This window comes from Anabaena sp. FACHB-595 (assembly GCF_048568275.1).
GTDB lineage: Bacteria > Cyanobacteriota > Cyanobacteriia > Cyanobacteriales > Nostocaceae > Trichormus.
In genome coordinates this window covers 361,175-387,588 of record NZ_CP183473.1, presented here as the reverse complement: position 1 = coordinate 387,588, position 26,414 = coordinate 361,175, and the positions used below count along the sequence as shown (strand labels likewise).

The following is a 26,414-nucleotide window of genomic DNA, read 5'->3' as shown; positions in this document are numbered from 1 at the left end:
TGCGGCAAAAGATATGGGACTTTATAGATTGAGTTTTTCTAGCTGGGTCATACCCAGCTAAGTAATTACTAGAAGTTTTCGTAGTTAGCGATCGCATCCTTCATCTTCTGCACCACTTCATCCACAGGTATAGCTCCCAACTCTCCAGAAGCGCGGGTACGGATACTTAAGGAGTTGGTTTCTACTTCCTTGGCTCCTACTACGGCCATCACTGGTATTTTATCTTTCTCTGCATTGCGGATGAGTTTACCTAAGCGATCGCCACTGGTATCAACTTCAGCACGAATACCAAGCGATCGCAATTTTGCTACTACATCTTTGGTAAAGTCTAGCTGGGCTTCTCCTACAGGTAGCAATCTAGCTTGCACCGGTGCTAACCATAGAGGGAAATCTCCCGCATACTCTTCAATTAAAATCCCAATCAACCGTTCTAAGGAACCGAAAGGCGCACGGTGAATCATCACGGGACGTTTGCGAGTTCCATCTTCCGCTACGTATTCCAAATCAAACCGTTCTGGTAAGTTGTAATCTACCTGTACAGTTCCTAATTGCCACTCTCTTTCTAAAGCATCGCTGAAAATAAAGTCTAACTTCGGGCCATAAAATGCCGCTTCCCCAATCCCTTCAAAGTGTTCCATCCCCAACTGTTCCACCGCACGACGGATTGCACCTTCGGCTTTGTTCCAAACTTCATCAGAACCGATGTACTTATCGCTAGCTGGGTCACGGAAACTGAGTCTAGCTTTAAAGTTTTTCAATTGCAGACTTTTGAACACTGACAAAATCAAATCCACTACATTCAGGAATTCGTTGTCTAACTGTTCTGGGGTCACGAATAAGTGAGAATCATCAACAGTAAAACCGCGCACTCTGGTTAAACCACCTAATTCCCCTGACTGTTCGTAACGGTAAACAGTCCCAAACTCAGCCAAGCGCATTGGTAGTTCCCGATAAGAACGCAATTCACTCTTATATATTTGGATGTGGAAGGGGCAATTCATTGGCTTGAGGACAAAGCCTTGCTCAATTGCTGCGGCTGCTTCATCCTCAGCCATCAGGGGAAACATATCTTCCTTATATTTTTGCCAGTGTCCTGAAGTCTTAAATAAATCTACTCTGGCAATGTGGGGGGTAACTACAGGCAAATAACCACGCTTGAGCTGTTCCTGCTGGAGAAATTGTTCTAAGGTGCTGCGTAACAAAGTGCCTTTTGGTGTCCACAAAGGTAAACCAGGCCCCACTTGTTCCGAAAAGATAAATAATCCTAGTTCTTTACCCAGTTTACGGTGGTCACGGCGTAGGGCTTCTTCTTTGCGGCGCTTGTATTCGGCTAGTTGTTCTGGGGTTTCCCAAGCCGTAGCATAGATTCGTTGTAATTGGGCTTTGGTTTCATCTCCCCGCCAATAAGCACCCGCCACACTTTCTAATTCAATTGCTTTGGGATTTAAATCTTTGGTATTTTCCACATGAGGCCCGGCGCACAAATCCCACCATTCATTTCCCAGGTGGTAAATTGTGATCGGTTCTGATTTAATATCTGCCAGAATTTCTAATTTATAAGGTTCCTTGATTTCCTGAATGCGCCGTTCCGCTTCTTCTCGGCTCACTTCTTCCCGCACCACTGGCAATTTACGATTAATAATCTTCACCATCTCTTTTTGAATGGCTTTGAGATCCTTATCAGTAAACGGCTCTGGACTATCAAAGTCGTAATAAAACCCATTCTCAATCCAGGGGCCAATTGTCACTTGCGCCTTAGGGAACAGCTTCTGTACTGCCATTGCCATTACATGGGAAGCCGTATGGCGAATCTTTTTCAATGTTTCTGATTCGCTGGTACGCGGTAAATAGATTTTTTCTGGTTGTTCTGGCTGGTTGTTGGGGTCTTGATTAGGCGACATTAGCTGCTGAACCATTAGCGAAGTGACTGCAAGAGTAAATGATCAATTGAAGTTTTCAAAATCTACCCAAATATAACATGAGCTTATGTTCCTGCTGTGTAAGCTTTCCCTCGTCATCAAGGTACTTTTACATCAGAGGAATATGACAATGACTATCTTTAAATTCTAAAGATTATCCGAGGTTTTTTCATTCAACATAATCAAAACAGTCAACGGTCAACCATCAACAGTCACCAAGCTACTGAGTATAATTTTTTATTTATATCCACCAATAAGCCTGAGATATTTCTTGAGAGATAGCGTATAGTAATGTTAAGAAACGTAAATAGAGTTAATATTGATAAAGAAATTAGAAGTATCTCTCTCATTTATGTCAGACTCGAACTTATCGGGAACTGATCTGCTAAAGACAGTACTAGAACCGTTGTTAGACGATTTCCAGTATTGGTTTACGCGATCGCGTAAATTTTTGGAAACAGAACGGCTCTCATTTATGGATGAACAAGCGCAATTAGACTTACTGTTGCGAGTTAAGCAAGCCCAAGAAGAACTCAACACAGCAAAAATGCTGTTTAACGCGACTGAGGGACAAGTTGGAATTGATATGGCAACGATGACACCTTGGCATCAATTAGTAACTGAATGTTGGAATGTGGCAGCACGCTTTCGTTCTCAGCAAGCAACCTAAAAGATGCCAAAAAATCATATAGCTTGCAGTGGTGCGACAAAATCCTTAACATTATTTTAATTAAAAAATAATGTATTCTATGTTACCATTATTGAAATAATGTTGACAAATTTACATACATAGACATAAATGCACTTCAATTGTGTCAAGTATTTATCCTCGCCAATGGTAATCAAGAGGCGAAAAAAAGAGTTTAAAGTATAGATTTTTTAAAAATTGCTGTCCCTGGAGGAAAATCTGATGTTACACCTGCTTTACATTCTAGCTTTTACAATTCTTGCTGTTATAGCTGTTGCAAATTTAATTCGCAACTTAATCATGTTTAGTTTTGATCGGGATGGGTCACGCTCTGGCGTGGGTGGGAATTACTCAACCAGAAACTCACAACTCTCAAATCAGGGAGGCTACGGTTATTTATCGTCTAACAGACGGGTAGCTCCACACCCAGAATTATTAGATAGTGCAGGTAAATTTATCAAAGAACCTCTGTTGGTCATGCGTTCAATTAATGTGGAAGATGCGCGTCAACAATTGGATGCACTTTATGAATCTTCCCCAGGACATAAGAGCGAGAACTCAGAGGAAGCATAAATAAAAAATTAGCATCGAATTTAATATTTTTTCGGTTAAAAAAGGTTGTTACAAATTGCATCCTGAACTTGTTCTCGTAACCGTTCAGGTTTTTTGTTGAGACTGGGTTTAGGGGTGTAAGAGTGTAGGGGTTTTAAAAATTTACACCCTTATACTAGTGGCGTGTCTAGACTAAAATAGTGTATTAAATATAGGTTGGGTTGAGCAAGGCCTTCGCCCTTGGCGTTCCCGTAGGGTAACCCAACATGGATAGATGCAATTTTAATTGCTAATGCTAATCCGAATACTGAGTATGAAATTCAGTTAACTGGCGGTGTAAATTTAGGTACTACAGCCACCCAGACCATCAACAGTAACTTAAAGTTGACCCTATCTGCTAATAATGTAATTGAAAACGTCATTGGTGGAAATGGTAGCGATCGCCTCATTGGCAATAGCCTCAATAATATCCTGACTGGTGGCAATGGCAATGATATCTTAACAGCTAGAGGCGGCGCAGATACTTTGATTGGCGGGCCTGGCAATGACTGGTGGAACTGAGAGCGATCGCTTTTTATACAGTAGTGGACGAGCTTTTACTAGTAACGATTTTGGTATAGATATCCTGACTGACTTTACCTCTGGAATTGATAAGCTGGTGTTGAGTAAAAATACATTTAGGGCTTTAACTAGTGTTGTCGGTGATGGATTGAGTCAAGTTTCTGATTTTACGACTGTAGAGGATGATGATTTAGCTGCAACTAGTACAGCATTCCTCGTTTACAGCATTGGTAGTGGTAGCCTTTACTATAACCAAAATGGCAGTGCTGCTGGGTTTGGTACTGGTGCAGAGTTAGCGAACTTAATCAATTTACCTAGTTTAACTGCTGCCGATTTGGCGATCGTTGCTTGATCAGCAATTAGAATAGGGCTGTTGATCGTCAAGAGTCAACAGCCCTTATTAGTAGTTATGCAATTTAGGCGCGCATTAGCTTACATCCCCTTTTTTAAGCCTCAATTACTACCCGTAGATTGCCGCGTTTTCTGGCGACTCGACAAGCAGTAGTACCACCGGAACGCTCGAATTCTAGATCCAAGACTGTAGTACCAACTTGGAGATTGTGCAATGACAATCTACTAATTGACTCTGGTAAAGCCGGGTCGATAATGCGTAAGCAGTTATTAGGCGCGTCAGGTACGAGATTGACAATCATTTGAATTAATTGAAAAATACTACCAGTAGCCCAGGCTTGGGGTGTACAAGCAACAGGATATTGTACAGGAGAGCGATCGCCGTTACGCTCATAACCGCAAAATAATTCTGGGGGACGCTGGTAAGGTTGTTGGCTCGTCATATCCAACAAACCTTGGAAGATTTCTAAAGCTTGGTCAATTAAACCGAGCGATCGCAATCCCATAGCAATCAAAGAATTATCATGAGGCCACACCGAACCAATGTGATAGCCCATCGGATTGTAAGCAGGTGACAAACTACTTAAGGTGCGAATCCCCCAACCGTTAAACATATCTGGGGCGCGTAAACGTTCTGCCACGCTGTAGGCTCTCTCTGGTGTAAAAATCCCCAAAAGTAGGCAATGACCAGGATTAGATGTAATACTGTCTACCTGCTTACCTGCACCATCTAAAGCCAAAGCGCAGAAATCTTGGTCTTCGATCCAAAAATCTTGGTTAAAACGCTCCTTCAAGCTTCTGGCTTCTTCTTGCCACCGTTCAAATAAGTCTAGGCGCTTCTTCATCCTAGCGATTTCTGCTAGACGAGTTTTGGCGGCGTAAACGTAAGCTTGTACCTCACTCAAGGCTATGGAACCGTTAGCTAAATCGCCCTTACGGTCTACGATGCAATCACCAGAATCTTTCCAGCCTTGGTTATCTAGACCACGTTTAGATTTGCGATGGTAGGTAAGATAACCGCTTGGCTGCATATTCCGGTCAATCCAATCCATTGCAGCTAGGGCATGAGGCCATAGTTGCTCTAAAGTTTCTCGGTCATGAGTCCAAGAATAGTATTCAGAATACAACATCAACCACAGGGGAGTGGCATCAACTGTACCGTAGTATGGTGTATGGGGAATTTCCTGACATCTGGCCATTTCTCCCAAACGTAACTCGTGTAGAATTTTTCCCGGTGCTTCTTCCCGCCACTCATCCTCATGTTTGCCTTGGTAAGCTGCCAGCAACATCAAGGTTTCCTTGGCGATTTCGGGGTTAAGCATCAAGGTTTGGGAAGCTGTGATCAAGGAATCTCGCCCAAACAAAGCCGAAAACCAAGGTACACCGGCGGAAACAGTTTTGTATTTGTCAAAAGATTGGCGTAACAAATACATATCCTGTTCAGCGCGTTCAATTACCAGATTGAAGATACTTTTATCGGCACGAATATTAGTAATTTTCTGTACCCAGTTTTGTTCTTCCATCATCTCGGATGCTTTGGCTTGTACTAAAGTTACAGCCGCACTCACCCTAGAACTAGAGTTGTTATTGGTGAACATATTCACCCGATAGCCGAGCTTTTGGGTGGAGTGAGAAGGCAACTCTAAGCGCCAAATCGCTGTGTAACCTTTAAAATCATCTGGTTGGCGATGCTGGAATTGGATACGAGATTCCATCACCGAACCATCTAGACCTTGATAGGCTAGGGTTAAAGACTGTTCTTTGTGGGCAAAATGCTGGGTGTGTACAGCAGCACCGTCACCATCAACCAATCCATCCTCAGCAATTGGTTCTACTAGGCGTAAAAGCTTACCCCGTTTGTCTCTGTTGTAACCCCGGACTTCAAATAAATCCACAAAATCGGCATCAAAACTGATACTGAGTTCAAAGGCAACAGTCGTTGTGCTGTAGTTAGCCACCTCGATTTCTTCAAATAAAGCACCGTTAAGTACCAACTCCCGGCGAATACTCACGCTATCAGCCTTCATGCGTTCGTCGATTCTGGGATTAGTACACAAAACCGACAGGGCAAAACCTTTTTCCGCAGTACTACTGAGCAGCACAGGCGATCGCCCATCAATTTGTAACTCCAACCGATTGAGAAATCGCGTGTCACAACAAAATAAACCCATACTAGGGTTGCCCTCACTTAGAGAACAACCAGAGATATTCCCAATTGTGTCTGTAACTAAAAATAAATCATCATCCTTAACCGTCAGCGTTGGTTGTGGTCTTTCGCTCACCACACAAGGCCATTCGGGAATCGGTAATTGATCGGCGGGGATAAAAGTTTTGCCATCCAAGAAGATTTTATCCGGGTTAGTCAGAGTATCCGGTGTCATTAGCAAAAATTCCGTGTACAGGTCTAAATTTTAGTGATCGTATCAGCGTTAGTTGGGAGAATATGCTTGAGCGAGAATTAAACCAATAGACTCCTAGCTTGGGGAAACAGGGGTGGTGAGTGTGGGAATTGTCAGGTTTTGCAAAACCTAGACCCCTATACCCCTAAATTCCTTGTCCAAAACTTTGTATTTTTACCTTCATGGGTAAGTTCTATCTAGAAAACTCTGGCGAGGCATTGGAGCTAAATTATCTTGATCTTTACATCATGCTGGTAGATGATCAGACCTCAAACCACATTACAAATCTTTATAAATTTATATTGTTTGCATCTTAAGTCAAGGCTGAAAAATCAGAGTTTTTACTTGACTTATCCCCAAATCAAACAAAAAAGCTAGCAGAATAGCGAATATTCAACTACGATACAACATTATTTTATTTAAGGCTGAGGATGCCCAGTAATTTTTGGAGTTGGGGCTGAGTCAGAAGTACTCAAGTTTTCTCCTTACTCCCAGCCTCTTCCCAATCCGACTGAGCCAAGAAACTTGCCAACAGTGTAATAGGAGAGATGTTCGAGAATGTATATTGGGCTTAGTAGCCTATTTTAGGAAAAATTACGATGCGAATAATTGGATAAACAAAACTTGAATGATGACTAAACTAGCTATGATCTGTCTATACCTTAGATCACCCAAGGTTTAGACGGAAAATTCATTGCTGTCAATAGTCTATTAGTGATTTTATGTTCTTTAATGTGTACACAAAGTTTTCAGCACTTTTATCAGGAATCAGCCAAGTGTTGCAAATGCCTTGATAGAAGTGTGATTTAAAATTATTTACAAATTGCAACACTCTAGTTTACTTGAGAATCCGTTGTAATTTGTACAATGCAGCTGTGACGTGGATCTAGTTCAGATTGGGCTTCCTTAAAGATATTCATGAGCATTTCAACTTCCGTGCTGAGTGATCTGCTACAGTCCCTACCTTACCTGCGGCCTCAGCTATATTTCAAAGCTTCATTGACGGCCCTTTCCCACGCGATGGAAGATCAGGTGTTGGCTGCGACTTTAGACCAGCCTTTAGTAATTGCTAGCTTTCAAAGAGAGAGATTCTATCGCCAAGAAGCTCATCGCTATCAGCGATTGGCACAACGTAGTAGTCAAATATACGTTCTATCTGCACCGGAAACTGATTTTGCCAATAGCTCGGAATACTACGAAAAGGTAGCATTTGAGCCTGATGATGCTTTGAGTCAAGAGTGGCATTTGGTCGTAGTAGCTGACAATTATGCTACTTGCTTGGTATGTAGAGAAAGCCTGGGTTCGATCGCCAAAAATCGACAAATACCAGAGTTTAGTCCTGGCCTTGATATGGATGCAGGGCGACGCTTTGAAGGTATTTGGACATCTGAACGGGGAGTAAGTATCAAAGCTGCCCAATTGCTACTAGATAGAATTTTGGTTTATCGACCAGACTTGGCAAAAAAAGTGACAAAAGCTTGTCAGCGATTCGGCATTGGTGAAACGAAAATTTACTCCAATGCTAGTAGTTTTGTAACTGAATATGCTTGTGATATTGATACTGATCCCTTTGTGCAGCGCTTAGTTACCTACCTGCAAGCTAGTCAGTATAAATTACATAAAGCTTACCGTTCAATTGCGGCTCAAGCACGAAAAGAACGTTTAGTCAACTCAATTAGTACAGCAATTCGGCGATCGCTTGATCCGCACCAAGTATTACAAATTGCTGCTCAAGAACTAGGACAACATTTAGGAGCTAGTCGTTGTCTAATTTATCGCGCCCAAGCCAGTGATGCCCAGGCGGTGATCGAACATGAATTTTTAACTCCTGGTACGGTCTCCATTAGCGGTCAAACCAGGGAATTAAAGAACAATTCCCTGTTTAAAGAAGTGGTAGATCATGGCGAAGGTGTTTGTGTCACCGATACCTTAAATGACTTTCGGATTACAAATTCTCCCACATTGTCCTTGATTGCCAAAAAACTGGCGATTCGTTCGTGGTTAATCGAACCAGTTGTATTTCAAGGGAGATTATTAGGTATTGTAGAACTGCATTATTGCTCCCTTCCGCCCCACCAATGGCAGCCAGGAGAATTGGACTTAGTAGAAGCGATCGCCACCCAAATTGGAGCCGCCTTAATTCAAGCAGAAGCTTACGCCAACCTAGAAGAACTCAACCAGCAATTAGAAGCTCTAGACCGTACCCGCAGCAACCTGATAGCTATCACTGGGCATGAACTCCGCACACCTTTATCAACAATTCAAGTGTGCTTAGAAAGTTTGGCTACCGAACCCGATATGCCCGTGGAATTGCAACAGGTAATGCTAAATACTGCTTTGTCAGACTCGGAACGGATGCGAAAACTAGTGCAGGATTTCTTGACTCTTTCTAATTTAGAAAGCGGTCGAGTGGAATGGCATCCAGAATCCTTAACCCTACAAGAATGTATTGATTTAGCCCTTAGTCGTCTCCGCATCCGTCCTGGAGTAGAGAAACCGCCAGCGATTAAAACCCAAATAGACGGAAACTTACCCTTAGTCAGAGCAGACGGTGATTGGCTAGTAGAAGTGTTGGCAAAACTCGTAGACAACGCTTGTAAATTCACACCAACACAAGGGGAGATCAAGATTAGTGCCACTCACAATGGTAGTCAAATGGTAGAAGTCACCGTAGCCGATACGGGACGGGGTATAGAGCCAAATCGTTTAGAAATAGTTTTTGACCGTTTCTACCAAGAAGAAGGGGCATTACGCCGCACAGCAGGCGGTACAGGGCTAGGTTTAGCAATTTGCCGCCAAATCGTCAACGGTTGGGGCGGTGCAATTTGGGCAGCTTCCACAGGTAAAGACCAAGGTAGCCAATTTCATTTCACCATTCCCGTCGCTCAAAATAGTCAAGAGGAAAGTTGGTCAAAAGTTAAAAGTCGGTAGTCATTAGCTTTTGGACTGTTAATTGTTGACTGTTGACTGTTGACTGTTGACCAATGACTAAAAACTGTTACAGACTATAACGCGATCGCAATATGATGGTGATGGCGGTGTTACGATGCCCTAAAAACGTTGAGAGAATACCTTATGGCAGAAACACTTTCTGGTAAAACTCCCCTATTTGCTGGCAGCACCGGCGGCTTGCTCACAAAAGCAGTAGAAGAAGAAAAGTATGCTATCACCTGGACTAGCCCCAAGGCGCAAGTTTTTGAATTGCCCACAGGTGGTGCAGCTACTATGCACGAAGGTGAAAACCTCCTGTACATCGCTCGGAAGGAATATGGTATCGCGCTAGGCGGTCAACTCCGGAAATTCAAGATCACAAATTACAAAATTTACCGGATTTTACCAAGCGGCGAAACCACTTTTATCCACCCAGCTGATGGCGTATTCCCAGAAAAAGTCAACGCAGGTCGTGAGAAAGTCCGCTTTAACGCCCGCAGCATTGGGGAAAATCCCAATCCTTCACAAGTGAAGTTCTCTGGTAAAGCTACCTACGATGCTTAGAAACTAGGGTCTGGGGACTGGGGACTAGGGAAAGCAGGGTGCAGGGTGTAGGGTGCAGGGGAGAAGAAACTTCTCTAATACCTGATACCCAATCCCCAATCCCCAATCCCCAGCACCCAATCCCCAATCCCCAATCCCCAAATTGCCGATGATTTTCCCCAATTTCTCCGAATTTTCTCAGCTAGCTTTGCAAGGTAATTTTGTGCCGGTGTATCAGGAATGGGTGGCAGACCTAGATACACCTGTTTCCGCTTGGTACAAAGTTTGCGCTGGAGAGCCTTATAGCTTTTTGCTGGAATCGGTAGAAGGTGGGGAAAAGATTGGGCGTTATAGTTTACTGGGGTGTGATCCTTTATGGGTTTTGGAAGCTAGGGGTGAGACGACCACTCAGACAAACCGTGATGGCTCCCAAGTTGTATTTACAGGCGATCCATTTACAGCTCTAGCCGATTGCCTAGCACCGTATAAACCAGTCAAGTTACCCCAACTACCACCAGGAATTGGCGGTTTGTTTGGTTTTTGGGGTTATGAATTAATTCGCTGGATTGAACCGCGTGTACCAGTGCATCCCCAAGATGAGCGCAACATTCCTGATGGATTGTGGATGCAGGTAGACCATTTGTTAATATTTGACCAGGTAAAGCGGAAAATATGGGCGATCGCCTATGCTGATTTACGTGATCCAAATGTAGATTTAAAAGCGGCGTATCAGCAAGCGTGCGATCGCGTCACCCAAATGGTGAGCAAACTATCCTTGCCCCTATCGCCCCAAAAAACCATATTAGAATGGACACCCCCAGGCAGCCAAAAAGTGGGGGAAATACAAGAATATACCAGCAACTTCACTCGACCGGAATTTTGCGCCAGTGTCCAAAAAGCCAAAGAGTACATCAAAGCGGGTGATATCTTTCAAGTAGTTATTTCTCAACGCCTTTCTACCCAATACACCGGCGATCCCTTCTCCCTGTACCGTTCCCTGCGTCAGATAAATCCCTCGCCTTACATGGCGTACTTTAACTTCCAAGACTGGCAAATCATCGGTTCTAGTCCTGAAGTGATGGTGAAAGCGGAACTGGATGCAGATGGTGAAGCAATAGCCACAGTTCGTCCTATTGCCGGGACTCGTCCACGGGGTAAGACAACCAAAGAAGATGCAGAATTAGCCGCAGATTTACTCCAAGACCCCAAAGAAATCGCTGAACACGTCATGCTGGTGGATTTAGGACGCAACGATTTAGGCCGTGTTTGTGCCAGTGGGACTGTAAAAGTTGATGAATTAATGGTGGTGGAACGCTACTCTCATGTAATGCACATTGTGAGTAATGTTGTGGGGAAATTAGCCGCAAATAAAAACGCCTGGGATTTATTAAAAGCCTGTTTTCCCGCCGGCACAGTTAGCGGCGCACCGAAAATTAGGGCGATGGAAATTATTAATGAGTTAGAACCCAGCCGCCGGGGTGTGTATTCTGGGGTGTATGGATATTATGATTTTGAAGGACAATTAAATAGTGCGATCGCTATTCGGACGATGGTAGTCAGAGATCAAACCGTAACAGTGCAAGCTGGTGCGGGTTTGGTGGCTGATTCTGAGCCAGAGAAAGAATATGAGGAAACTTTAAATAAAGCTAGAGGACTTCTCTTGGCGATTCGCTGTTTACGGTAGATACTCATTTACAAGCAGCAGTAGGTAAGCTGGCACAATTAGTCGTTGCGCCATCGGACGTACGTCGATACGATGTTTTAGCTTAGTCGATTTATCTAAAAATTTTCAGATTGAAGCGATCGCACCAAAACTGTAGCAGCATTCTGAAGTATCTTGTTTCTCAGGCATGAGTCAAAAATTCAGAAGCTGCAATATTAATGTGTCAACTACTGGGAATGAATTGCAATGTGCCAACGGATATCTGTTTTTCCTTTGAAGGATTTTCTGCACGGGGAGGAAAAACAGATAATCACAGTGATGGTTGGGGAATTGCTTTTTTTGAAGGAAAGGGATGTCGAATATTTTTAGATGCTAAACCCTCTATAGATTCTCCGATAGCAGATTTTGTGCGATGCTATCCCATCCACTCTACCCATGTCATCGCCCATATTCGCAAAGCAACCCAAGGTGAAGTCGCTTTAGAAAACTGCCATCCTTTTCGCCGAGAACTTTGGGGAAGATATTGGGTGTTTGCTCACAATGGTAATTTGCCTGACTTTCAACCACCAATTCAAGATTTTTATCAAGCTGTCGGTCATACTGACAGTGAGAAAGCATTCTGCTTGATATTAGAAACACTGCGGCAAAGTTTTCCCGAAGGTAAACCCTCCCTAGAAAAACTGTACCCTGTACTGCAACGAGTTACAGAAAGATTAGCTGCAATCGGTGTTTTCAACTATCTACTATCCGATGGAGAACATTTCTTTACGCACTGTTCCACAAACCTCAGTTACATAGTACGTCAAGCGCCTTTTGCGGCCGCACACCTGATTGATCAGGATATGACAGTAGATTTTAATGAATTGACAACACCAAGCGATCGCGTCGCTGTTATTGCCACTACGCCGCTCACAGATAACGAAGTTTGGACACCAATTCAACCAGGAGAACTGTTAGTCTTTCAGGACGGTTTACCATTAAGGCATATATTCAATTAGGCATCTTATTAATTACACATTGATTCTTTGATACCGTTAAATCAAAGTATAAATTTATGCTGACCAAGACAGAATAAATAACAATTAACCACTATACCTCAGCATCTCCTTAATTTCGGAAATAAATCAATCATGAATACATCGATTATATGTGTGGGCTTATATTATCAGCCCATACCCAATCATTAACTATTCTTTCATCAACTAATCTGTTCAAATTTCAAGAGTATAAAAAATAGCACAATAATCATGATTTTATTTCCCTGTATCCAGTCCAGATTATTGATTTAAATATTAGTAAAAGTTTTACAAAGGCACTGTAGTCATTACCTAAGTAAGTACTACGTGCATACTAATTTAATAGTAATTTTTTTTTAAAAAAATCAGATAATTTTTCTTTTAAAGCTCGGTGTTACCACTCATGATTGCTAATTGTAAAGAAAGCTATCTTGTATTCAAGTAGGTAATCATAAAAACACCATGAAAGCCATACAAGAATATCTGGAATTCAAACAAAAACTGTTAATTGAACACAGTTTATTTCAGGGTTTAAAAGTGGGTGAATCTAAATTAGAAGACTTTGCCAGAATGGCTTCTAATATTGGCTTTTGGGTGATGTCTTTTCAAGATTTATTGAGAATGAATCTATCATTCATTACCGATGAAGAGTACTATGAATTTGTCAAAAAACACCTCATGGAAGATATCGGTCATGAAAAATGGTTCTTATATGACTTGAAAATGTTAAATGCAGAACAGCCAAATTTGCAGGTTCTCTACAGTAAATCTCATGCTCCTGTACGTGATGCAACATTTTCACTGATGTCAGAAGTCTTTCGTGCTAACAATGACTATGAAAGAATAACTTTAATACTCGCACTAGAATCAGCAGGTCACGTTTTTTTTGAATGTGTTACAGACTTTATCGAAAAAAATAATTGTAACACCTGTCTTAAATACTTCTCAAGTCATCATCTTGGCGTTGAAAAAGAACATGAGATTTTCGAGATAGGAATGCAGGATTTAATCGGAAATATACAGTTGAATCATGATCAAAGAATATACCATTTCAAGATGATTGATCGTATATATGAAGCTTTTGATCTTATGTTTGACGGGCTAGCCGCCGCTTTATATCCTTCCCCAAAATATTGACGGTCGCCACTTTGTAGAGCGTAAAAACAACAAATTAAAAAACTAAGAGGACTTATGGAAAAGCTAAGTGCTAGAGAAAAACCTGACATTAACGTTGCTGAAGCTTGGGAGCAATATTGGAACAAAACTTTAGTTAATGCCACTCCAGTTTTGTGGGATGCTAATGTGGAAAGAGCTGTAGTCGTTGATTTACCTCGTTTTCAATCATTCTTTGATACCGAATTACCACTCATTGATTTCGCTTGTGGTAATGGTACACAAACTAAATTTCTCTCCCAATTTTTCCCTAGAGTTATCGGATTTGATGTCTCTAAGACTGCTCTGGAAATGGCCTCCAAGGAAAACACGGCTGCAAACATTTCATATCGCCTTCTTGATGGTTTAGTACCCGAACAAGCCGCACAAATACATTCGGAAATCGGTGATGCTAATATTTATATGAGAACAGGATTTCACCACATTCCCGTAGAAAAAAGGGAATTACTTGCTCAATCTTTACGCACACTTCTTGGTAAACAAGGAGTAATGTATTTAATTGAATTAGGTACTGGCTGTATTGAATTCTTTAACTCACTCTTGGAAAAGTATGGAAAATTACCATACGAACTATCTTTAGTCATGGAACATGGCATTCGACCAGGGATTTTCACGACAGAAGATATTGAATTATATTTTCCAGATTTTGAAATTCTCAGTCAAGGTGAAAGCTTATTCCAAAGTATTCATAAACTACCTGATGGCAACTACGCAACACCACCAGCATTTTGGGCAGTAATTAAACGCCACTAATACATCTACCATGAGTAAACCAAAAAACAATTCTCCAGTGGTAAATGTAATCCAGGATCAGAGTGTTATATCGAGCGTTATTACTGACTTCGGCAGTCTAATTAAAGGTAATACCCTTGGTATTATCCGACCTCACAATCTTGAGGAACTCAGTTCAGCACTACGATTTGCCAAACAGCAAAATTTACGACTCAAAGCTCGTGGTAAAGGTTACACTCAAGGCGGACAGTCTGTGGCTCAAGATGCTTTCACCCTTGACCTAACGCGACTAAACCATGTATCTAAAGTAGATACCGTAGCGCAGGCGATCGCCACTGAAGCTGGAGCAACATGGCAAGATATAGTTACCACAACTGTGAAATACGGTATGCTTCCCTGTGTTCTCCCCCTCAACTTGGAACAAACAGTAGGAGGATTGCTTTCCACAGGCGGTATTGGCAGCACTTCCAAAACTTATGGTCCCGTCGTTGCCAATGTAATTGATTTGCATATCATCACGGGGAATGGTGAATATATCCAATGTAGCCGCACACAAACACCAGAACTATACCATGCAGTTTTAGGTGGTTTAGGAGGATGTGGTGTTATTGCCAGCGCCACATTAGCACTACGGAAAACTAAAAAATACATTCGGACTTTTCATCTACTTTATGATTCCCTGAAACCCTGGATGGATGACCATATATTTTTAGGTAGAAATCACCAAATAGAACATTTGGAAGGATTTTGTTGGACTTCGGCTAAAGGTATTCGTCACACTACTAGTGGTAAAAAATTCTTCGCCCATTGGCTTTATGGATTGCAAGTTGGTATTGAGTATGATGAGGTAGCACCATCGGCAAGTGATGTATTACACGACTTAAATTACTGGCGGCTTTTCCATACAGAAGATGAAGAAACCGTGAGCCATGTTTTTCGCTACCAACCCCGATTTGAAGTCATGCGGACAAGTGGTGCATGGAACCAAGCTCACCCTTGGATAGAATGTTTCATTAGTGCTGAAGCTTTGGCAGAAGTTTTGCCAGAAATTCTTGATATGTTACCACTAAGCTTGGGCGATGGACACAGAGCCATCATGGTTGCACCTGATAACCTACCTAACCTATTTATGATGCCACCAGCCAAAAATATCCTTTGTTTTGCAATTCTCCCTATGGCTGTTCCCGTTGAAGATACCAAAACTTTTGACGTGTTAGAAAAAGTTAATCAACTACTTCTTCGTGCAGGAGGAAAACGCTATCTCTCCGGTTGGCTTGGCAAATCAAATTTTGATTGGCGACAGCATTATGGTACCAGTTATAAGACTTGGGAAACTATGAAACAACAGTATGATCCGAGCCATGTTCTGAGCTAGTAGGGTTATCCTGAATCTGCTGTAAGTTTGTTAGTAACTGAAATTAATGGGAACCCTAGATATATAGCAATCCTAAATTAGGCAATGTACAACTTATTTTTAAAATCTGTTTCCATAGCTTGCTTTTCGGGGTTGACACAAGACCTACAAGGGAAGAAGTTAGGGGTTAGATTTGAGATAACGTTGTACATTGCATTAAATCATTATTGAGCATTAGAGATTAATTTCTCAAAACTCATTGAGGATAAGCTATTACGCTTTTAAATTACATAGTCACTTGTATGGTTTTTTGACATTTGACGGTTGACAGCCAACCGTCAAATGTCAATATCCAATGCGAAAAGACGTGCAAGTTAAAGCAAGAGCAGCTTAAGCATAACAGTAATTTGAATCTAGGAAGAAGACCGTGGTAATTTCCCATAATGTTCAAGTTTCTGGTTACAGAATTTTAGAACTTACCCATTCTGGAACCAACACTAACATCTACCGCGCTACAAAAGTGGATGGTAACACTCCCACGATTCTTAAAGTTTTAATAGATAATTACTTTTCTCTAGAAGCAATTGTCAGATTTAAACACGAATATTCTATCTCTACTAACCTTGACCATCCAAATATTGTCAAGGTTATCAGTTTGGAAACTCATCACAAACGATTAGTACTAGTATTTGAAGATTTTGGTGGTATTAGCCTCAAACAGTATCTTTATACCCATCAGCCTTCTTTGCAGCTAACTCTCCAAGTTGCCATCGCCATCACCCGTGCTTTAGTCCACATTCACGACAATAAAATTATTCATAAAGATATTAAACCTGGCAATATCATTATTAAAAATTTAGACAACGAGTTACAAAAAACGCCAGAAGTAGAGCCTAGCTTAATTATTAAACTCACTGATTTCAGCATTGCTTCCCGTTTAAAAAAGGAAACGCCACAACTTATCAACCCCAACCAGCTAGAAGGAACACTAGCTTATATGTCGCCAGAACAAACAGGACGGATGAACCGTAACCTAGATTACCGTAGCGACTTCTATTCATTGGGAATTACACTTTACGAAATGCTGACGGGACAATTACCGTTTAACAGCAGTGAACCCTTGGAATTAGTACACGCTCATATTGCCAAGGAAGCAACACCCATACAGCAGCTAGCAGCAAACATACCCAATGCTGTTGTTGGTATCGTCCATAAGCTAATGGCTAAAAATGCAGAAGATAGATACTACTCTGCACAGGGATTATTGGTTGATTTAGAACAATGTTTAGAACAGCTTAATCATACAGGAGCGATCGCCGATTTTACTCCAGGTCGTCTAGATGTTTTCTCTCAGCTCATTATTCCCCAAAAGTTATACGGCAGAGAAACCCAAGTTGAACAACTACTCCTTTCATTCGCACGAGTTAGCCGTGGTAACAGTGAGTTAACATTAGTATCCGGTTACTCCGGTATTGGTAAAACTTCCGTTATCAATGAAGTTAACAAGCCCATTACTCAAGTTAAGGGATATTTTATTAGTGGTAAGTTTGATCAGTTCAAGCGAGATATACCTTATTTATCCCTCGTTCAAGCTTTTTCTTCCTTAATGCGCCAACTTTTAACAGAATCCACAGAAAGACTAGAAATGTGGCGCAGCAGCATACTGCAAGCCGTTGGTAGTAATGGAAAAGTCATTATTGATGTTATCCCAGAAGCCGAATTAATTATTGGTAAGCAACCAGAAATTCCTCAACTAAGTTCTCATGAATCACAGAATAGATTTAATCAAATTTTTCAAAGATTTATTCAAGTCTTTTGCTGTTGCGAACATCCATTAGTTATATTTTTAGACGATTTACAATGGGCAGATTCGGCAACATTAAACTTGATGGAGTCTTTGATTTGTGACCAGACAATTAAATATTTACTAATAATTGGAGCATATCGTAATAATGAAGTTAATAAACTTCATCCTCTGATTAACACTATTGAGGAAATTAAAAAATCTGGAACTGTTGTTAATAATATTGAGCTACAACCGTTAGATATAGCTAATGTAGTTCATTTTGTTCAAGACACCTTAAATGATAATACTACCCGATGCTATCCTTTAACTACACTCATTTTTAACAAAACTGCGGGAAATCCTTTCTTTATCAATCAGCTACTCAAAGCATTGTATCAAGAATCACTACTTATATTCGATTTTACTACACAGAAATGGCAGTGGGAAATTGAGAAAATTATTACTGTTGGTGTTTCTGATAAGAGTGTAGTTGAATTAGTCTCCAGTCGTATTCAGTTATTGCCAGAAAAAACCCAAAAAATATTGCAGCTAGCAGCTTGTATTGGCGATAAATTCAACCTTCATGTACTGTCATTAGTAAATCAAAAATCAGTATTTGATACTGCAAATGAGCTTGATGATGCTCTGCAATCTAGTCTAATTTTACCGTTAAATGAAACATACCGTATACCGCTACTATTTCACTCTCAAGATGATATTTCATTTGATAGTAAACAAATACTCTATAAATTTTTACATGATAGAGTACAACAAGCTGCATATTCGTTAATTCCTCAAAATCAAAAGAAAGATACTCACATCAAAATAGGTCGCTTACTGCTTCAAAATACGCAACCCAAAGATATAGAAAGCAATGTTTTTGATATTGTGAATCAGTTCAATAAGAGTGTTGATCTTGTTATTGAAGATTCAGAAAAAAATAAACTCGTAGAATTAAATTTAATCGCTGGACGTAAATCACAACAAGCAACGGCCTATGAACCTGCTCTTAGTTATTTCATGGTGGCTATAAAACTTATAGGTGAATCATCATGGTTAACTAAATACGAAACTGTCTTGAATCTATACCAAGAAGCAGCAGAAGCAGCTTATCTCTGTGGACAGTTTAATAAAATGCAGAATTTAGCAAATGTTGTGATTGGCAATGCTCATAACTTACAAGATAAAATCAAAGTTTATAATCTCAAAATTCTAACAGCTATAGCTCAAAAACAGTTGCAAGAAGCCTTGAGCCTTGGCTTGAATTTACTCAATCAGCTAGAAATTGATTTTCCGGAAGAGCCGACTGATGATTTTGTTAATCAAGTACTATTAGAAACTAATTCCTTAATTCCTAGAAATAACATTCAAGGTTTGCTGCACCTACCTGAGATGACTGATGTCAACTCGTTGGCTGCTATGGAAATTTTAGATACAATTTCCACTGCTGCTTATTCAGTCTCTCCCAAGCTGATGCTGCTGATTAACTTGTCACGAGTAAAATTATCTTTACTCTATGGAAACTCTGCTTCTTCTCCCATAGCTTATGCAGCTTATGCACTGATTTTGTGCGGTGTAATTAATGATAGCGAATTAGGTTATGAATTAGGCAAAGTAGCACTAAATTTAACAGCAGATTTAAGCCCATTTATCAAGGGCAAGATTTTATTTTATGTGAGCAACTTTATTTTTCATTGGAAAACCCATCTTAGAGAAACTCTACAATTTTCTAAAATGGGAGCAAAATACAGTCTTGAGGGTGGAGATTTAGAATATACAGCATGGTTTTACCAATTTGGGTGTTGTTCTTTATATTGGCAAGGTGAGGAACTAAATAATCTCAAGCAGAAAATAGAAAATGCTAACTGTGCTATTCGTCAAACAAAACAAGAACAGCCACTGAGTCATCAATATATGCTTTATCAAGTTGTTTCAAACTTGATGGATAACTCTCAAGATGCTTGTTCTTTAATGAGTGAAAATTATAATGAACAGGAATTTCTTGCACAATATGAAATTGTTAATGACTACTTAGGAATTTACTATTTTCATTTATACAAAACTATTCTGAATTATCTATTTGGTCAGCATGAGCAAGCCAGGATTCATTCAGGTATAGCGGCTCAAAATATTAGTAGTGCTACGGCACAATTTGTGGTTCCTATCTTCTACTTTTATGATTCGCTGACACAATTAGCAATTTATCCTTGTGAAGCAGAATCTGGTCAAAAACATATACTTGCACAAGTACAAGATAACCAAGAAAAGATGCGAAAATGGGCGGAATTTGCTCCAATGAATTTTTTACATAAATTCTATTTAGTAGAAGCAGAAATATGTAAAATTCAGGGCAAAAAATACCAAGCTATGGATTATTATGACCGTGCTATTATTCTTGCCCAAGAACAGGGTTATATCCAAGAGATGGCGATCGCTAATGAACTAGCTGCTATATTTTACTCACAATTGGGTAGGACAAAGCTAGCTAAAAGCTATATGGATGAAGCTCATTATAATTATATAAGTTGGGGGGCGATCGCCAAAGCCAAAGACTTAGAAAAACGTTATTCTGATTTACTCACAAGAACTGGGACACTAATCCAATCACATATTACTCTTACTAGAGGAGCTACAACTTCCACAAGAAATCTATCTCTAGATATTTCCACAGTAATCAAAGCGTCTCAAGCACTAAGTAGCGAAATAGTATTAGAAAAATTACTAGAAAAACTTATGTGTTTAGCCAAGGAAAATGCAGGGGCGCAGAAGGTGTTTTTTATCGCTCAAAAAGATGAAACCTTAGTTATTGAAGGCTCATTAATAGAGGAAGGCATTATTACAACATTACAAGCTATACCCATTACCAATAGTCAAGTATTACCAGCGTCTGTAATTAATTATGTAAAAAGAACTCAGACACCTCTGGTTTTGGATGATGTGTCTCATGCTGAAGATTTCAATAAAGATCCTTATATTATCAATTATCGACCAAAATCAATACTTGCATCACCAATTATTTCGCAAGGAAAGCTGACGGGAATTCTATATTTAGAAAATAATCTCACTAGTCATGCTTTTACTGAGGATAGACTAGAAGTATTACAAATTTTATCAGCACAGGCCGCTATTTCTCTAGAAAATACGCGGTTATATTTAACATTAGAAGCGCGGGTTCAAGAACGAACCCAAGAACTAGAGGACAAAAATTATCAACTACAAAATATTCTTGGGGAGCTACAACGCACACAAGCTCAATTAATTCATAATGAAAAAATGTCTTCACTAGGACAATTAGTAGCAGGTGTAGCTCATGAAATTAATAATCCTATCAATTTCATTTATGGTAATGTAACTCACATCAAAGATTATAGTAAATCCCTACTAGATATTATCGATTTTTATCAAGCAGAGTACCCAGACTCTCAAGAAACAATTTTGGAAATAGCGGATGAATATGATATAGACTTTATCAAAGACGATATGCCCAAGCTGCTCACTTCGATGAAAAACGGAGCAGAACGTATTCGTGATATAGTTATATCCTTGCGTAACTTCTCACGCTTAGATGAGTCAGCAATTAAAGAAGTTGATATTCATGAAGGTATCGATAATACACTCATGATTTTGCAGCAAAGGCTACCAGATATTGAAATTATCAAACAATACGGTGACTTACCTAAAATTACCTGTGATGCTAGTCAAATAAATCAAGTTTTCCTGCATCTGCTTACTAACTCTATTGATGCCCTATCAGAAAGAAAAAATAAGTCTAAATCATATCACGGTCAAGCAATAAGTTTTAGTCCAAAAATTCGGATTAGTACAATTGTAGATGATACTCAACAAGCAGTTATTCGCGTGACTGATAATGGGATTGGCATAGATAGTAATATTATAAGCAAAATATTTGACCCGTTTTTTACTACTAAGCCAGTTGGTAAAGGTACTGGTTTGGGTTTATCAATAAGTTACCAGATTGTAGAAAAACATCAAGGAAGTTTGGAGTGTCTGTCATCATTAACAGATGAGACAACTTTTATTGTGAAACTGCCAATCTCTTCGAGATAATTTTCAGTAATAGAGCTTTTGTCTGACTGTTTCTGGATTTGGTAACTGGTAATTGGGGTAAAAATTTATGATTTATCAAAGCCTTCACAATCAAGGATTATGAATTTTTATTTAGCGAGAGTAATAGAATATCGCTACTTAGGTTGATAGATATTTTGCCATCATCAGCTATCTACTATCGGGCTACCTGCATCATAAAGTAGCTAGATGTGATTAAAAGTTTGTCAAGCAAACTGGTAAAATTTCTCTATTCTCCATATTCTCGATAGAGAATATGAAGTTCCCTTATTGTTTATTTGCCTAAATACCCTTAAACTGTAATAACAGTATTCCTACCAATTAACTGTAGATTTGTGCTGAGGAGATCCAAATGAGTGAGTGGCAGCGTTCCCCGAAAAAATTGTGGTTGCTAGCGGAGCAGAGGAAACATAGGTTCAGATTTAACTCCTTGAAAAGCTTTGTGTCGCTGGTATTAGTTGGGGCTGTTTTGAGTGTGGCGCTTGCCGCCTGCACAGGTGGTAATGACAATAATACTTCCACCGAAAACCCCATTGCTAGCCCTGTTGCGGCTAACAAACCAAATGTGGAATTAACTCTGGTGTCCTTTGCTGTTACCAAGGCAGCACACGAGGCAATTATTCCTAAATTTGTAGAAAAATGGAAGCAAGAACATAACCAAACTGTCACATTTAGACAGAGTTATGGCGGTTCTGGTTCTCAAACCCGTGCTGTTATCGATGGTTTAGACGCAGATGTTGTCCACTTGGCACTGGCTTTAGATACGCAAAAAATTGAGAAAGCAGGGTTAATTCAGCCAGGATGGGAAAAAGAACTTCCTAATAATGGAATTGTGTCCAAATCCGTAGCAGCAATCATTATCCGTCCAGGTAACCCCAAAGATATCAAAACATGGGCAGATTTGGCTAAGGACGATGTTAAAGTAATTACTGCCGATCCTAAAACATCAGGTATTGCTCGCTGGAACTTCTTAGCTTTGTGGAACTCCGTGATCAAAACTGGTGGTGATGAAGCTAAGGCAACAGAATTTGTGACTAAGGTTTATGGAAACGTGCCAATTTTAACAAAAGATGCACGGGAAGCAACTGATGCATTTGCCAAACAAGGCCAAGGAGACGCTCTTATCAATTACGAAAATGAAGTCATTTTGGCACAGCAAAAAGGTGAAAAGTTGGATTATGTAATTCCTAGTGTGAATATTTCTATTGATAATCCTATCGCTGTCGTAGATAAGAATGTTGATAAGCATGGTAATAGAGAAGTAGCCGAAGGGTTTGTCAAATTCTTATATACTCCAGAAGCACAAGAAGAGTTTGTGAAATTAGGTTTTCGACCAGTAGATGAAAAAGTTGCTCAAACGAAAGAAGTAACAGATAAGTTTCCCAAAGTAAATACTCTGGGTACTGTTCAAGACTTAGGTGGCTGGGCAACAATTGAGACAAAATTCTTTACTGATGGTGGTGTTTTTGACCAAATTCAAGCTAAAAATAATCGGTAAATAGGTAATGGGTAATAGAGGAATTTAATGTGATGATTATAGATACTTAAGTATTTGTGGTGGGCGATGCCCACCAACAGTCTGATACTTTTGGCAATGATCCTCTGACACATAGCTCAAAAATCAAATAGTAATGCTATAGGTAAAATTTTTGAGCAATTACCAATTAACAGCACATCAGGCTGAATATTCTGTGTTTTTTTCATTTTGAATTTTTTATGACTTTATCTCCTACTACGGAAGTTGACATTAAAACTTCTAGCTGGAAAGTGTTTATTCATAAAGTGGTGAATTTGCCTTGGACATGGCGAATTACTATTGGGTATCTAACGGTAATGTTATTTGTGCCGATAATTGCCATGTTTCTTAAAGCCAGTACAGAACCACCTGCTAGGTTTTGGGAAATAGCTACTAGTGAACTGGCATTAGCAACATATAATGTTACTTTTGTGACTTCGTTACTTGCCGCTTTACTCAACGGCGTATTTGGTACATTGATTGCGTGGGTGTTGGTACGCTATGACTTCCCGCTTAAAAGAATAATAGACGCTACCGTAGATTTACCCTTTGCGTTGCCAACTTCGGTAGCGGGCTTAACATTGGCAACAGTTTACAGTGATAATGGCTGGATTGGTTCTTTGTTAGCGCCACTGGGGATTAAGGTATCATTCACCCGTTTGGGTGTCTGGGTAGCGATGGTATTTATTTCCTTACCGTTTGTAGTCAGGACAGTGCAACCTGTACTGCAAGAGATGGAGCATGATGTTGAAGAAGCAGCTTGGTCTTTGGGTGCTTCTCAGTGGCAAACTTTCTCGAAAGTGATACTACCACCTTTGTTGCCCTCGATTTTAACTGGTGTGGCTTTGGGCTTCTCTCGTGCTGTTGGTGAGTATGGCTCGACTGTAATTATTGCTTCTAACACGCCCTTTCAAGATTTGATTGCGCCTGTATTGATTTTCCAGAGATTGGAGCAGTACGACTATTCAGGCGCAACAGTAATTGGTGTAGTCTTACTGACGATTTCTTTGGTATTGCTATTAGGAATTAATCTGTTACAAGGGTGGGCGAGAAGATATGACAATAAGTGAGCCGAAACCGCACTCATCTGGGACTGATACGGGTAAAATTAAACCGCCACAAAAGAAGAGTTGGGTTCCCACAATTTTAATTTTTGTAGCGATCGCCTATTTAGCGTTAATTCAATATATCCCGGCAATCAACGTTTTTGTCCAAGCTTTCAGTAAAGGAGTGGGGCCATTTTTGGAGAACCTCACCCATAGCGACTTTCTTAGTGCTGCCAGATTAACTGTATTGTTGGCATTAATTGCCGTACCTTTAAATACAGTATTTGGTTTATGTGCAGCTTGGGCGATCGCTCGTCATAAATTCCCTGGACGTGCTTTAGTTTTAAGTATTATTGACTTACCCTTCTCTATTTCGCCCGTAGTTGCTGGCTTGATGCTGGTGCTGCTTTATGGACGCAATGGCTGGTTTGGGACTTTACTTGAGGCCAATGACATCAGAATTATCTTTGCCTTTCCGGGGATGGTTTTAGCCACAGCATTTGTGAGTATGCCTTTTGTCGCCCGTGAAGTAATTCCTGTTTTAGAGGAATTTGGTAAAGACCAGGAAGAAGCCGCTAAAACTTTGGGTGCAAATGAATGGCAGACATTTTGGCGCGTTACCCTACCGGGGATTCGCTGGGGCTTGCTATATGGTGTAATTTTGACCAATGCTAGAGCAATGGGTGAATTTGGTGCAGTCTCCGTAGTCTCAGGAAATATCGCTAATAAAACCCAGAGTTTGCCATTGTTTGTAGAGGAAGCTTATAAACAGTATGAAACAGAAGCAGCTTTTTCTGCGGCGGTACTTTTAGCACTACTAGCAGTAGTTACCCTAGTATTGAAAGAAATTGTAGAACGCAAAACTCGCATTAAAGATGTGGATTAATTGGGAATTGGTGATACTTATTATTAGCCAACACCCTAATCTTCAGTAAAAATCAACCAATGGTTTATATATGGCTAGTGACAACACACTTACCAATAAAAGGATTCGCTTACGGATTCCTAAAGACTATCACCAGGAACCCGTGATTTCTCGGCTAGTTTCGGAATATGGTCTGACAGTAAACATCGCTGCGGCAATTTTAGGAGCCAATGCTGTTGGAGATGGCTGGTTTGATTTGGATTTACAAGGTACAAATACACAAATCCAAAGTGGACTGAACTATCTACAGGAATTGGAACTAGAAGTCTGGGATGAGACTAAAGTTGGTGGTTGGTAAAAATAATGTTCAATCTAAAAACCCCGATTTCGTTGAGAAACCGGGGTTTTGCTTTAATTTTGAATTCGTATTATTTATCGTCTGTTGGATGAACGGATAATGGGATTTTCTACAGAATCTCGATATTGTTGAACAGCATCTGTATAACCTATGGGTAGGACTGCTTCAACGTTTTCATGAGGGCGAGGAATAATCACCCAGGACTCTAATGTACCACCATAAACATTTTGTGCCGCTTCCACACCAGCCGCCATCGCTGTCTTAACTTCCGAAACATCCCCACGGATATTGACTGTAAAACGAGCGCTACCAACTCGGATATAACCCACAAGGGTGACACGGCCAGCTTTGACCATAGCATCTGCTGCTGCTAACACAGCCGGAAATCCCTTAGTCTCTAATGCTCCTATTGCCTGTAGTGACGACATTTAATAATCTCCTGTATGAATAATAAATTTATGGAGCGCACCAGTTCATTGTATGAAGCTTTGCTACATATTTTGATGACACAATTGCTTAGAACATCCGAAAAGGTTCTGATTCTTCAGTAAAGTGAATGGGGAGAATATCTACCACATTTTCGGGAGGATTGGGAACTATATAGTGGGTGATGACTTCACCACCGTATGCTTGCTCACCAGCCTCAATTCCCGCCTCAACAGCTCGTCTTACTTCTGCAACGTGTCCCCTCACAGCAACTAACAAGCGGGCGCTCTCCGCTTGACCATAATAAACAATGGTGACTGCGGCAGATTTTACCATTGCATCTGCTGCCGCTAGCACAGCCGGAAATCCTAAAGTTTCGATTACGCCAACCGCCATTGGCATGGCATTAGCTCCTGATAAAAAAAGTTAAGTGATATTAATTGTACGTG

20 protein-coding genes are annotated in these 26,414 nt (G+C 40.4%); 16 read left to right on the top strand and 4 right to left on the bottom strand.

Annotated features, from left to right (window positions below):
* Window positions 1-68: 68 nt before the first annotated feature.
* On the bottom strand, window positions 69-1,916 hold the full coding sequence (thrS, locus tag ACN222_RS01660) for a threonine--tRNA ligase (protein ID WP_010994511.1): 1,848 nt from the start codon (window positions 1,914-1,916) through the stop codon (window positions 69-71).
* A gap of 355 nt (window positions 1,917-2,271) precedes the next feature.
* On the opposite strand from thrS, the gene ACN222_RS01655 reads away from it, so the two are divergent.
* The 4 genes from ACN222_RS01655 to ACN222_RS01640 all read left to right on the top strand — a co-directional run bounded on the left by ACN222_RS01655 (window position 2,272) and on the right by ACN222_RS01640 (window position 4,072).
* The gene (locus ACN222_RS01655) at window positions 2,272-2,589 is read left to right on the top strand and encodes a DUF2605 domain-containing protein (RefSeq protein ID WP_010994510.1); all 318 of its coding nucleotides are present in this window, start codon (window positions 2,272-2,274) and stop codon (window positions 2,587-2,589) included.
* Between the two features lie 240 nt (window positions 2,590-2,829).
* The gene (locus ACN222_RS01650) at window positions 2,830-3,180 is read left to right on the top strand and encodes a DUF2973 domain-containing protein (RefSeq protein WP_010994509.1); all 351 of its coding nucleotides are present in this window, start codon (window positions 2,830-2,832) and stop codon (window positions 3,178-3,180) included.
* Between the two features lie 363 nt (window positions 3,181-3,543).
* Window positions 3,544-3,720 carry a hypothetical protein gene (locus ACN222_RS01645; RefSeq protein ID WP_197535805.1) on the top strand — a complete coding sequence of 59 codons (177 nt, stop codon included), beginning with the start codon at window positions 3,544-3,546 and terminating at the stop codon, window positions 3,718-3,720.
* The gene (locus ACN222_RS01640; RefSeq protein WP_010994508.1) at window positions 3,704-4,072 is read left to right on the top strand and encodes a hypothetical protein; all 369 of its coding nucleotides are present in this window, start codon (window positions 3,704-3,706) and stop codon (window positions 4,070-4,072) included. The genes ACN222_RS01645 and ACN222_RS01640 overlap by 17 nt, the downstream gene beginning before the upstream one ends.
* A 94-nt stretch (window positions 4,073-4,166) precedes the next feature.
* On the opposite strand, the gene ACN222_RS01635 is transcribed toward ACN222_RS01640, so the two are convergent.
* Window positions 4,167-6,452, bottom strand: a complete 2,286-nt coding sequence (locus ACN222_RS01635) for an amylo-alpha-1,6-glucosidase (RefSeq protein WP_010994507.1) — start codon at window positions 6,450-6,452, stop codon at window positions 4,167-4,169.
* Window positions 6,453-7,388: 936 nt separating this feature from the next.
* Here ACN222_RS01635 and ACN222_RS01630 point away from each other — a divergent pair.
* The 12 genes from ACN222_RS01630 to ACN222_RS01575 all read left to right on the top strand — a co-directional run bounded on the left by ACN222_RS01630 (window position 7,389) and on the right by ACN222_RS01575 (window position 25,539).
* Window positions 7,389-9,401 carry a DICT sensory domain-containing protein gene (locus ACN222_RS01630; protein ID WP_010994506.1) on the top strand — a complete coding sequence of 671 codons (2,013 nt, stop codon included), beginning with the start codon at window positions 7,389-7,391 and terminating at the stop codon, window positions 9,399-9,401.
* A gap of 144 nt (window positions 9,402-9,545) precedes the next feature.
* The gene (locus ACN222_RS01625; RefSeq protein WP_010994505.1) at window positions 9,546-9,965 is read left to right on the top strand and encodes a photosystem I reaction center subunit II PsaD; all 420 of its coding nucleotides are present in this window, start codon (window positions 9,546-9,548) and stop codon (window positions 9,963-9,965) included.
* A 148-nt stretch (window positions 9,966-10,113) separates the two neighbouring features.
* Window positions 10,114-11,628, top strand: a complete 1,515-nt coding sequence (trpE, locus tag ACN222_RS01620) for an anthranilate synthase component I (protein ID WP_010994504.1) — start codon at window positions 10,114-10,116, stop codon at window positions 11,626-11,628.
* A 197-nt stretch (window positions 11,629-11,825) separates the two neighbouring features.
* Window positions 11,826-12,605, top strand: a complete 780-nt coding sequence (locus tag ACN222_RS01615) for a class II glutamine amidotransferase (RefSeq protein WP_010994503.1) — start codon at window positions 11,826-11,828, stop codon at window positions 12,603-12,605.
* A 480-nt stretch (window positions 12,606-13,085) separates the two neighbouring features.
* Window positions 13,086-13,760: a hypothetical protein gene (locus ACN222_RS01610; RefSeq protein ID WP_010994502.1), complete on the top strand. Its 675-nt coding sequence runs from the start codon at window positions 13,086-13,088 to the stop codon at window positions 13,758-13,760.
* Window positions 13,761-13,814: 54 nt separating this feature from the next.
* Window positions 13,815-14,549 carry a class I SAM-dependent methyltransferase gene (locus ACN222_RS01605; protein WP_010994501.1) on the top strand — a complete coding sequence of 245 codons (735 nt, stop codon included), beginning with the start codon at window positions 13,815-13,817 and terminating at the stop codon, window positions 14,547-14,549.
* A gap of 10 nt (window positions 14,550-14,559) precedes the next feature.
* A complete protein-coding gene (locus tag ACN222_RS01600; protein WP_010994500.1) occupies window positions 14,560-15,903 on the top strand; it encodes an FAD-binding oxidoreductase in 1,344 nt (447 codons plus the stop codon).
* Window positions 15,904-16,309: 406 nt separating this feature from the next.
* On the top strand, window positions 16,310-21,736 hold the full coding sequence (locus tag ACN222_RS01595) for a trifunctional serine/threonine-protein kinase/ATP-binding protein/sensor histidine kinase (RefSeq protein ID WP_010994499.1): 5,427 nt from the start codon (window positions 16,310-16,312) through the stop codon (window positions 21,734-21,736).
* Window positions 21,737-22,106: 370 nt separating this feature from the next.
* Complete coding sequence (locus ACN222_RS01590) at window positions 22,107-23,252, top strand: sulfate ABC transporter substrate-binding protein (protein WP_010994498.1); 1,146 nt, start codon at window positions 22,107-22,109, stop codon at window positions 23,250-23,252.
* A gap of 218 nt (window positions 23,253-23,470) precedes the next feature.
* On the top strand, window positions 23,471-24,340 hold the full coding sequence (gene cysT / locus ACN222_RS01585; RefSeq protein WP_010994497.1) for a sulfate ABC transporter permease subunit CysT: 870 nt from the start codon (window positions 23,471-23,473) through the stop codon (window positions 24,338-24,340).
* Window positions 24,327-25,202, top strand: a complete 876-nt coding sequence (cysW, locus tag ACN222_RS01580; protein WP_010994496.1) for a sulfate ABC transporter permease subunit CysW — start codon at window positions 24,327-24,329, stop codon at window positions 25,200-25,202. Before cysT ends, cysW begins: the two co-directional genes overlap by 14 nt.
* A 70-nt stretch (window positions 25,203-25,272) precedes the next feature.
* Window positions 25,273-25,539 carry an NIL domain-containing protein gene (locus tag ACN222_RS01575; RefSeq protein ID WP_010994495.1) on the top strand — a complete coding sequence of 89 codons (267 nt, stop codon included), beginning with the start codon at window positions 25,273-25,275 and terminating at the stop codon, window positions 25,537-25,539.
* Window positions 25,540-25,613: 74 nt separating this feature from the next.
* On the opposite strand, the gene ACN222_RS01570 is transcribed toward ACN222_RS01575, so the two are convergent.
* Window positions 25,614-25,967, bottom strand: coding sequence for a carbon dioxide-concentrating mechanism protein CcmK (locus ACN222_RS01570; protein WP_010994494.1), 354 nt, complete (start codon window positions 25,965-25,967; stop codon window positions 25,614-25,616).
* A gap of 88 nt (window positions 25,968-26,055) precedes the next feature.
* On the bottom strand, window positions 26,056-26,367 hold the full coding sequence (locus ACN222_RS01565; RefSeq protein ID WP_010994493.1) for a carbon dioxide-concentrating mechanism protein CcmK: 312 nt from the start codon (window positions 26,365-26,367) through the stop codon (window positions 26,056-26,058).
* Window positions 26,368-26,414 lie beyond the last annotated feature (47 nt).

Bases quoted from the DNA above. Each gene is read 5' to 3' on its own strand.
- cysW (WP_010994496.1), top strand. From the start codon at position 24,327: ATGACAATAAGTGAGCCGAAACCGCACTCATCTGGGACTGATACGGGT.
- cysT (WP_010994497.1), top strand. From the start codon at position 23,471: ATGACTTTATCTCCTACTACGGAAGTTGACATTAAAACTTCTAGCTGG.
- trpE (WP_010994504.1), top strand. From the start codon at position 10,114: ATGATTTTCCCCAATTTCTCCGAATTTTCTCAGCTAGCTTTGCAAGGT.
- ACN222_RS01635 (WP_010994507.1), bottom strand. From the start codon at position 6,452: ATGACACCGGATACTCTGACTAACCCGGATAAAATCTTCTTGGATGGC.
- ACN222_RS01630 (WP_010994506.1), top strand. From the start codon at position 7,389: ATGAGCATTTCAACTTCCGTGCTGAGTGATCTGCTACAGTCCCTACCT.
- ACN222_RS01650 (WP_010994509.1), top strand. From the start codon at position 2,830: ATGTTACACCTGCTTTACATTCTAGCTTTTACAATTCTTGCTGTTATA.
- ACN222_RS01615 (WP_010994503.1), top strand. From the start codon at position 11,826: ATGTGTCAACTACTGGGAATGAATTGCAATGTGCCAACGGATATCTGT.
- ACN222_RS01600 (WP_010994500.1), top strand. From the start codon at position 14,560: ATGAGTAAACCAAAAAACAATTCTCCAGTGGTAAATGTAATCCAGGAT.
- ACN222_RS01655 (WP_010994510.1), top strand. From the start codon at position 2,272: ATGTCAGACTCGAACTTATCGGGAACTGATCTGCTAAAGACAGTACTA.
- ACN222_RS01575 (WP_010994495.1), top strand. From the start codon at position 25,273: ATGGCTAGTGACAACACACTTACCAATAAAAGGATTCGCTTACGGATT.
- thrS (WP_010994511.1), bottom strand. From the start codon at position 1,916: ATGGTTCAGCAGCTAATGTCGCCTAATCAAGACCCCAACAACCAGCCA.
- ACN222_RS01640 (WP_010994508.1), top strand. From the start codon at position 3,704: ATGACTGGTGGAACTGAGAGCGATCGCTTTTTATACAGTAGTGGACGA.
- ACN222_RS01625 (WP_010994505.1), top strand. From the start codon at position 9,546: ATGGCAGAAACACTTTCTGGTAAAACTCCCCTATTTGCTGGCAGCACC.
- ACN222_RS01590 (WP_010994498.1), top strand. From the start codon at position 22,107: ATGAGTGAGTGGCAGCGTTCCCCGAAAAAATTGTGGTTGCTAGCGGAG.
- ACN222_RS01605 (WP_010994501.1), top strand. From the start codon at position 13,815: ATGGAAAAGCTAAGTGCTAGAGAAAAACCTGACATTAACGTTGCTGAA.
- ACN222_RS01610 (WP_010994502.1), top strand. From the start codon at position 13,086: ATGAAAGCCATACAAGAATATCTGGAATTCAAACAAAAACTGTTAATT.
- ACN222_RS01570 (WP_010994494.1), bottom strand. From the start codon at position 25,967: ATGTCGTCACTACAGGCAATAGGAGCATTAGAGACTAAGGGATTTCCG.
- ACN222_RS01565 (WP_010994493.1), bottom strand. From the start codon at position 26,367: ATGCCAATGGCGGTTGGCGTAATCGAAACTTTAGGATTTCCGGCTGTG.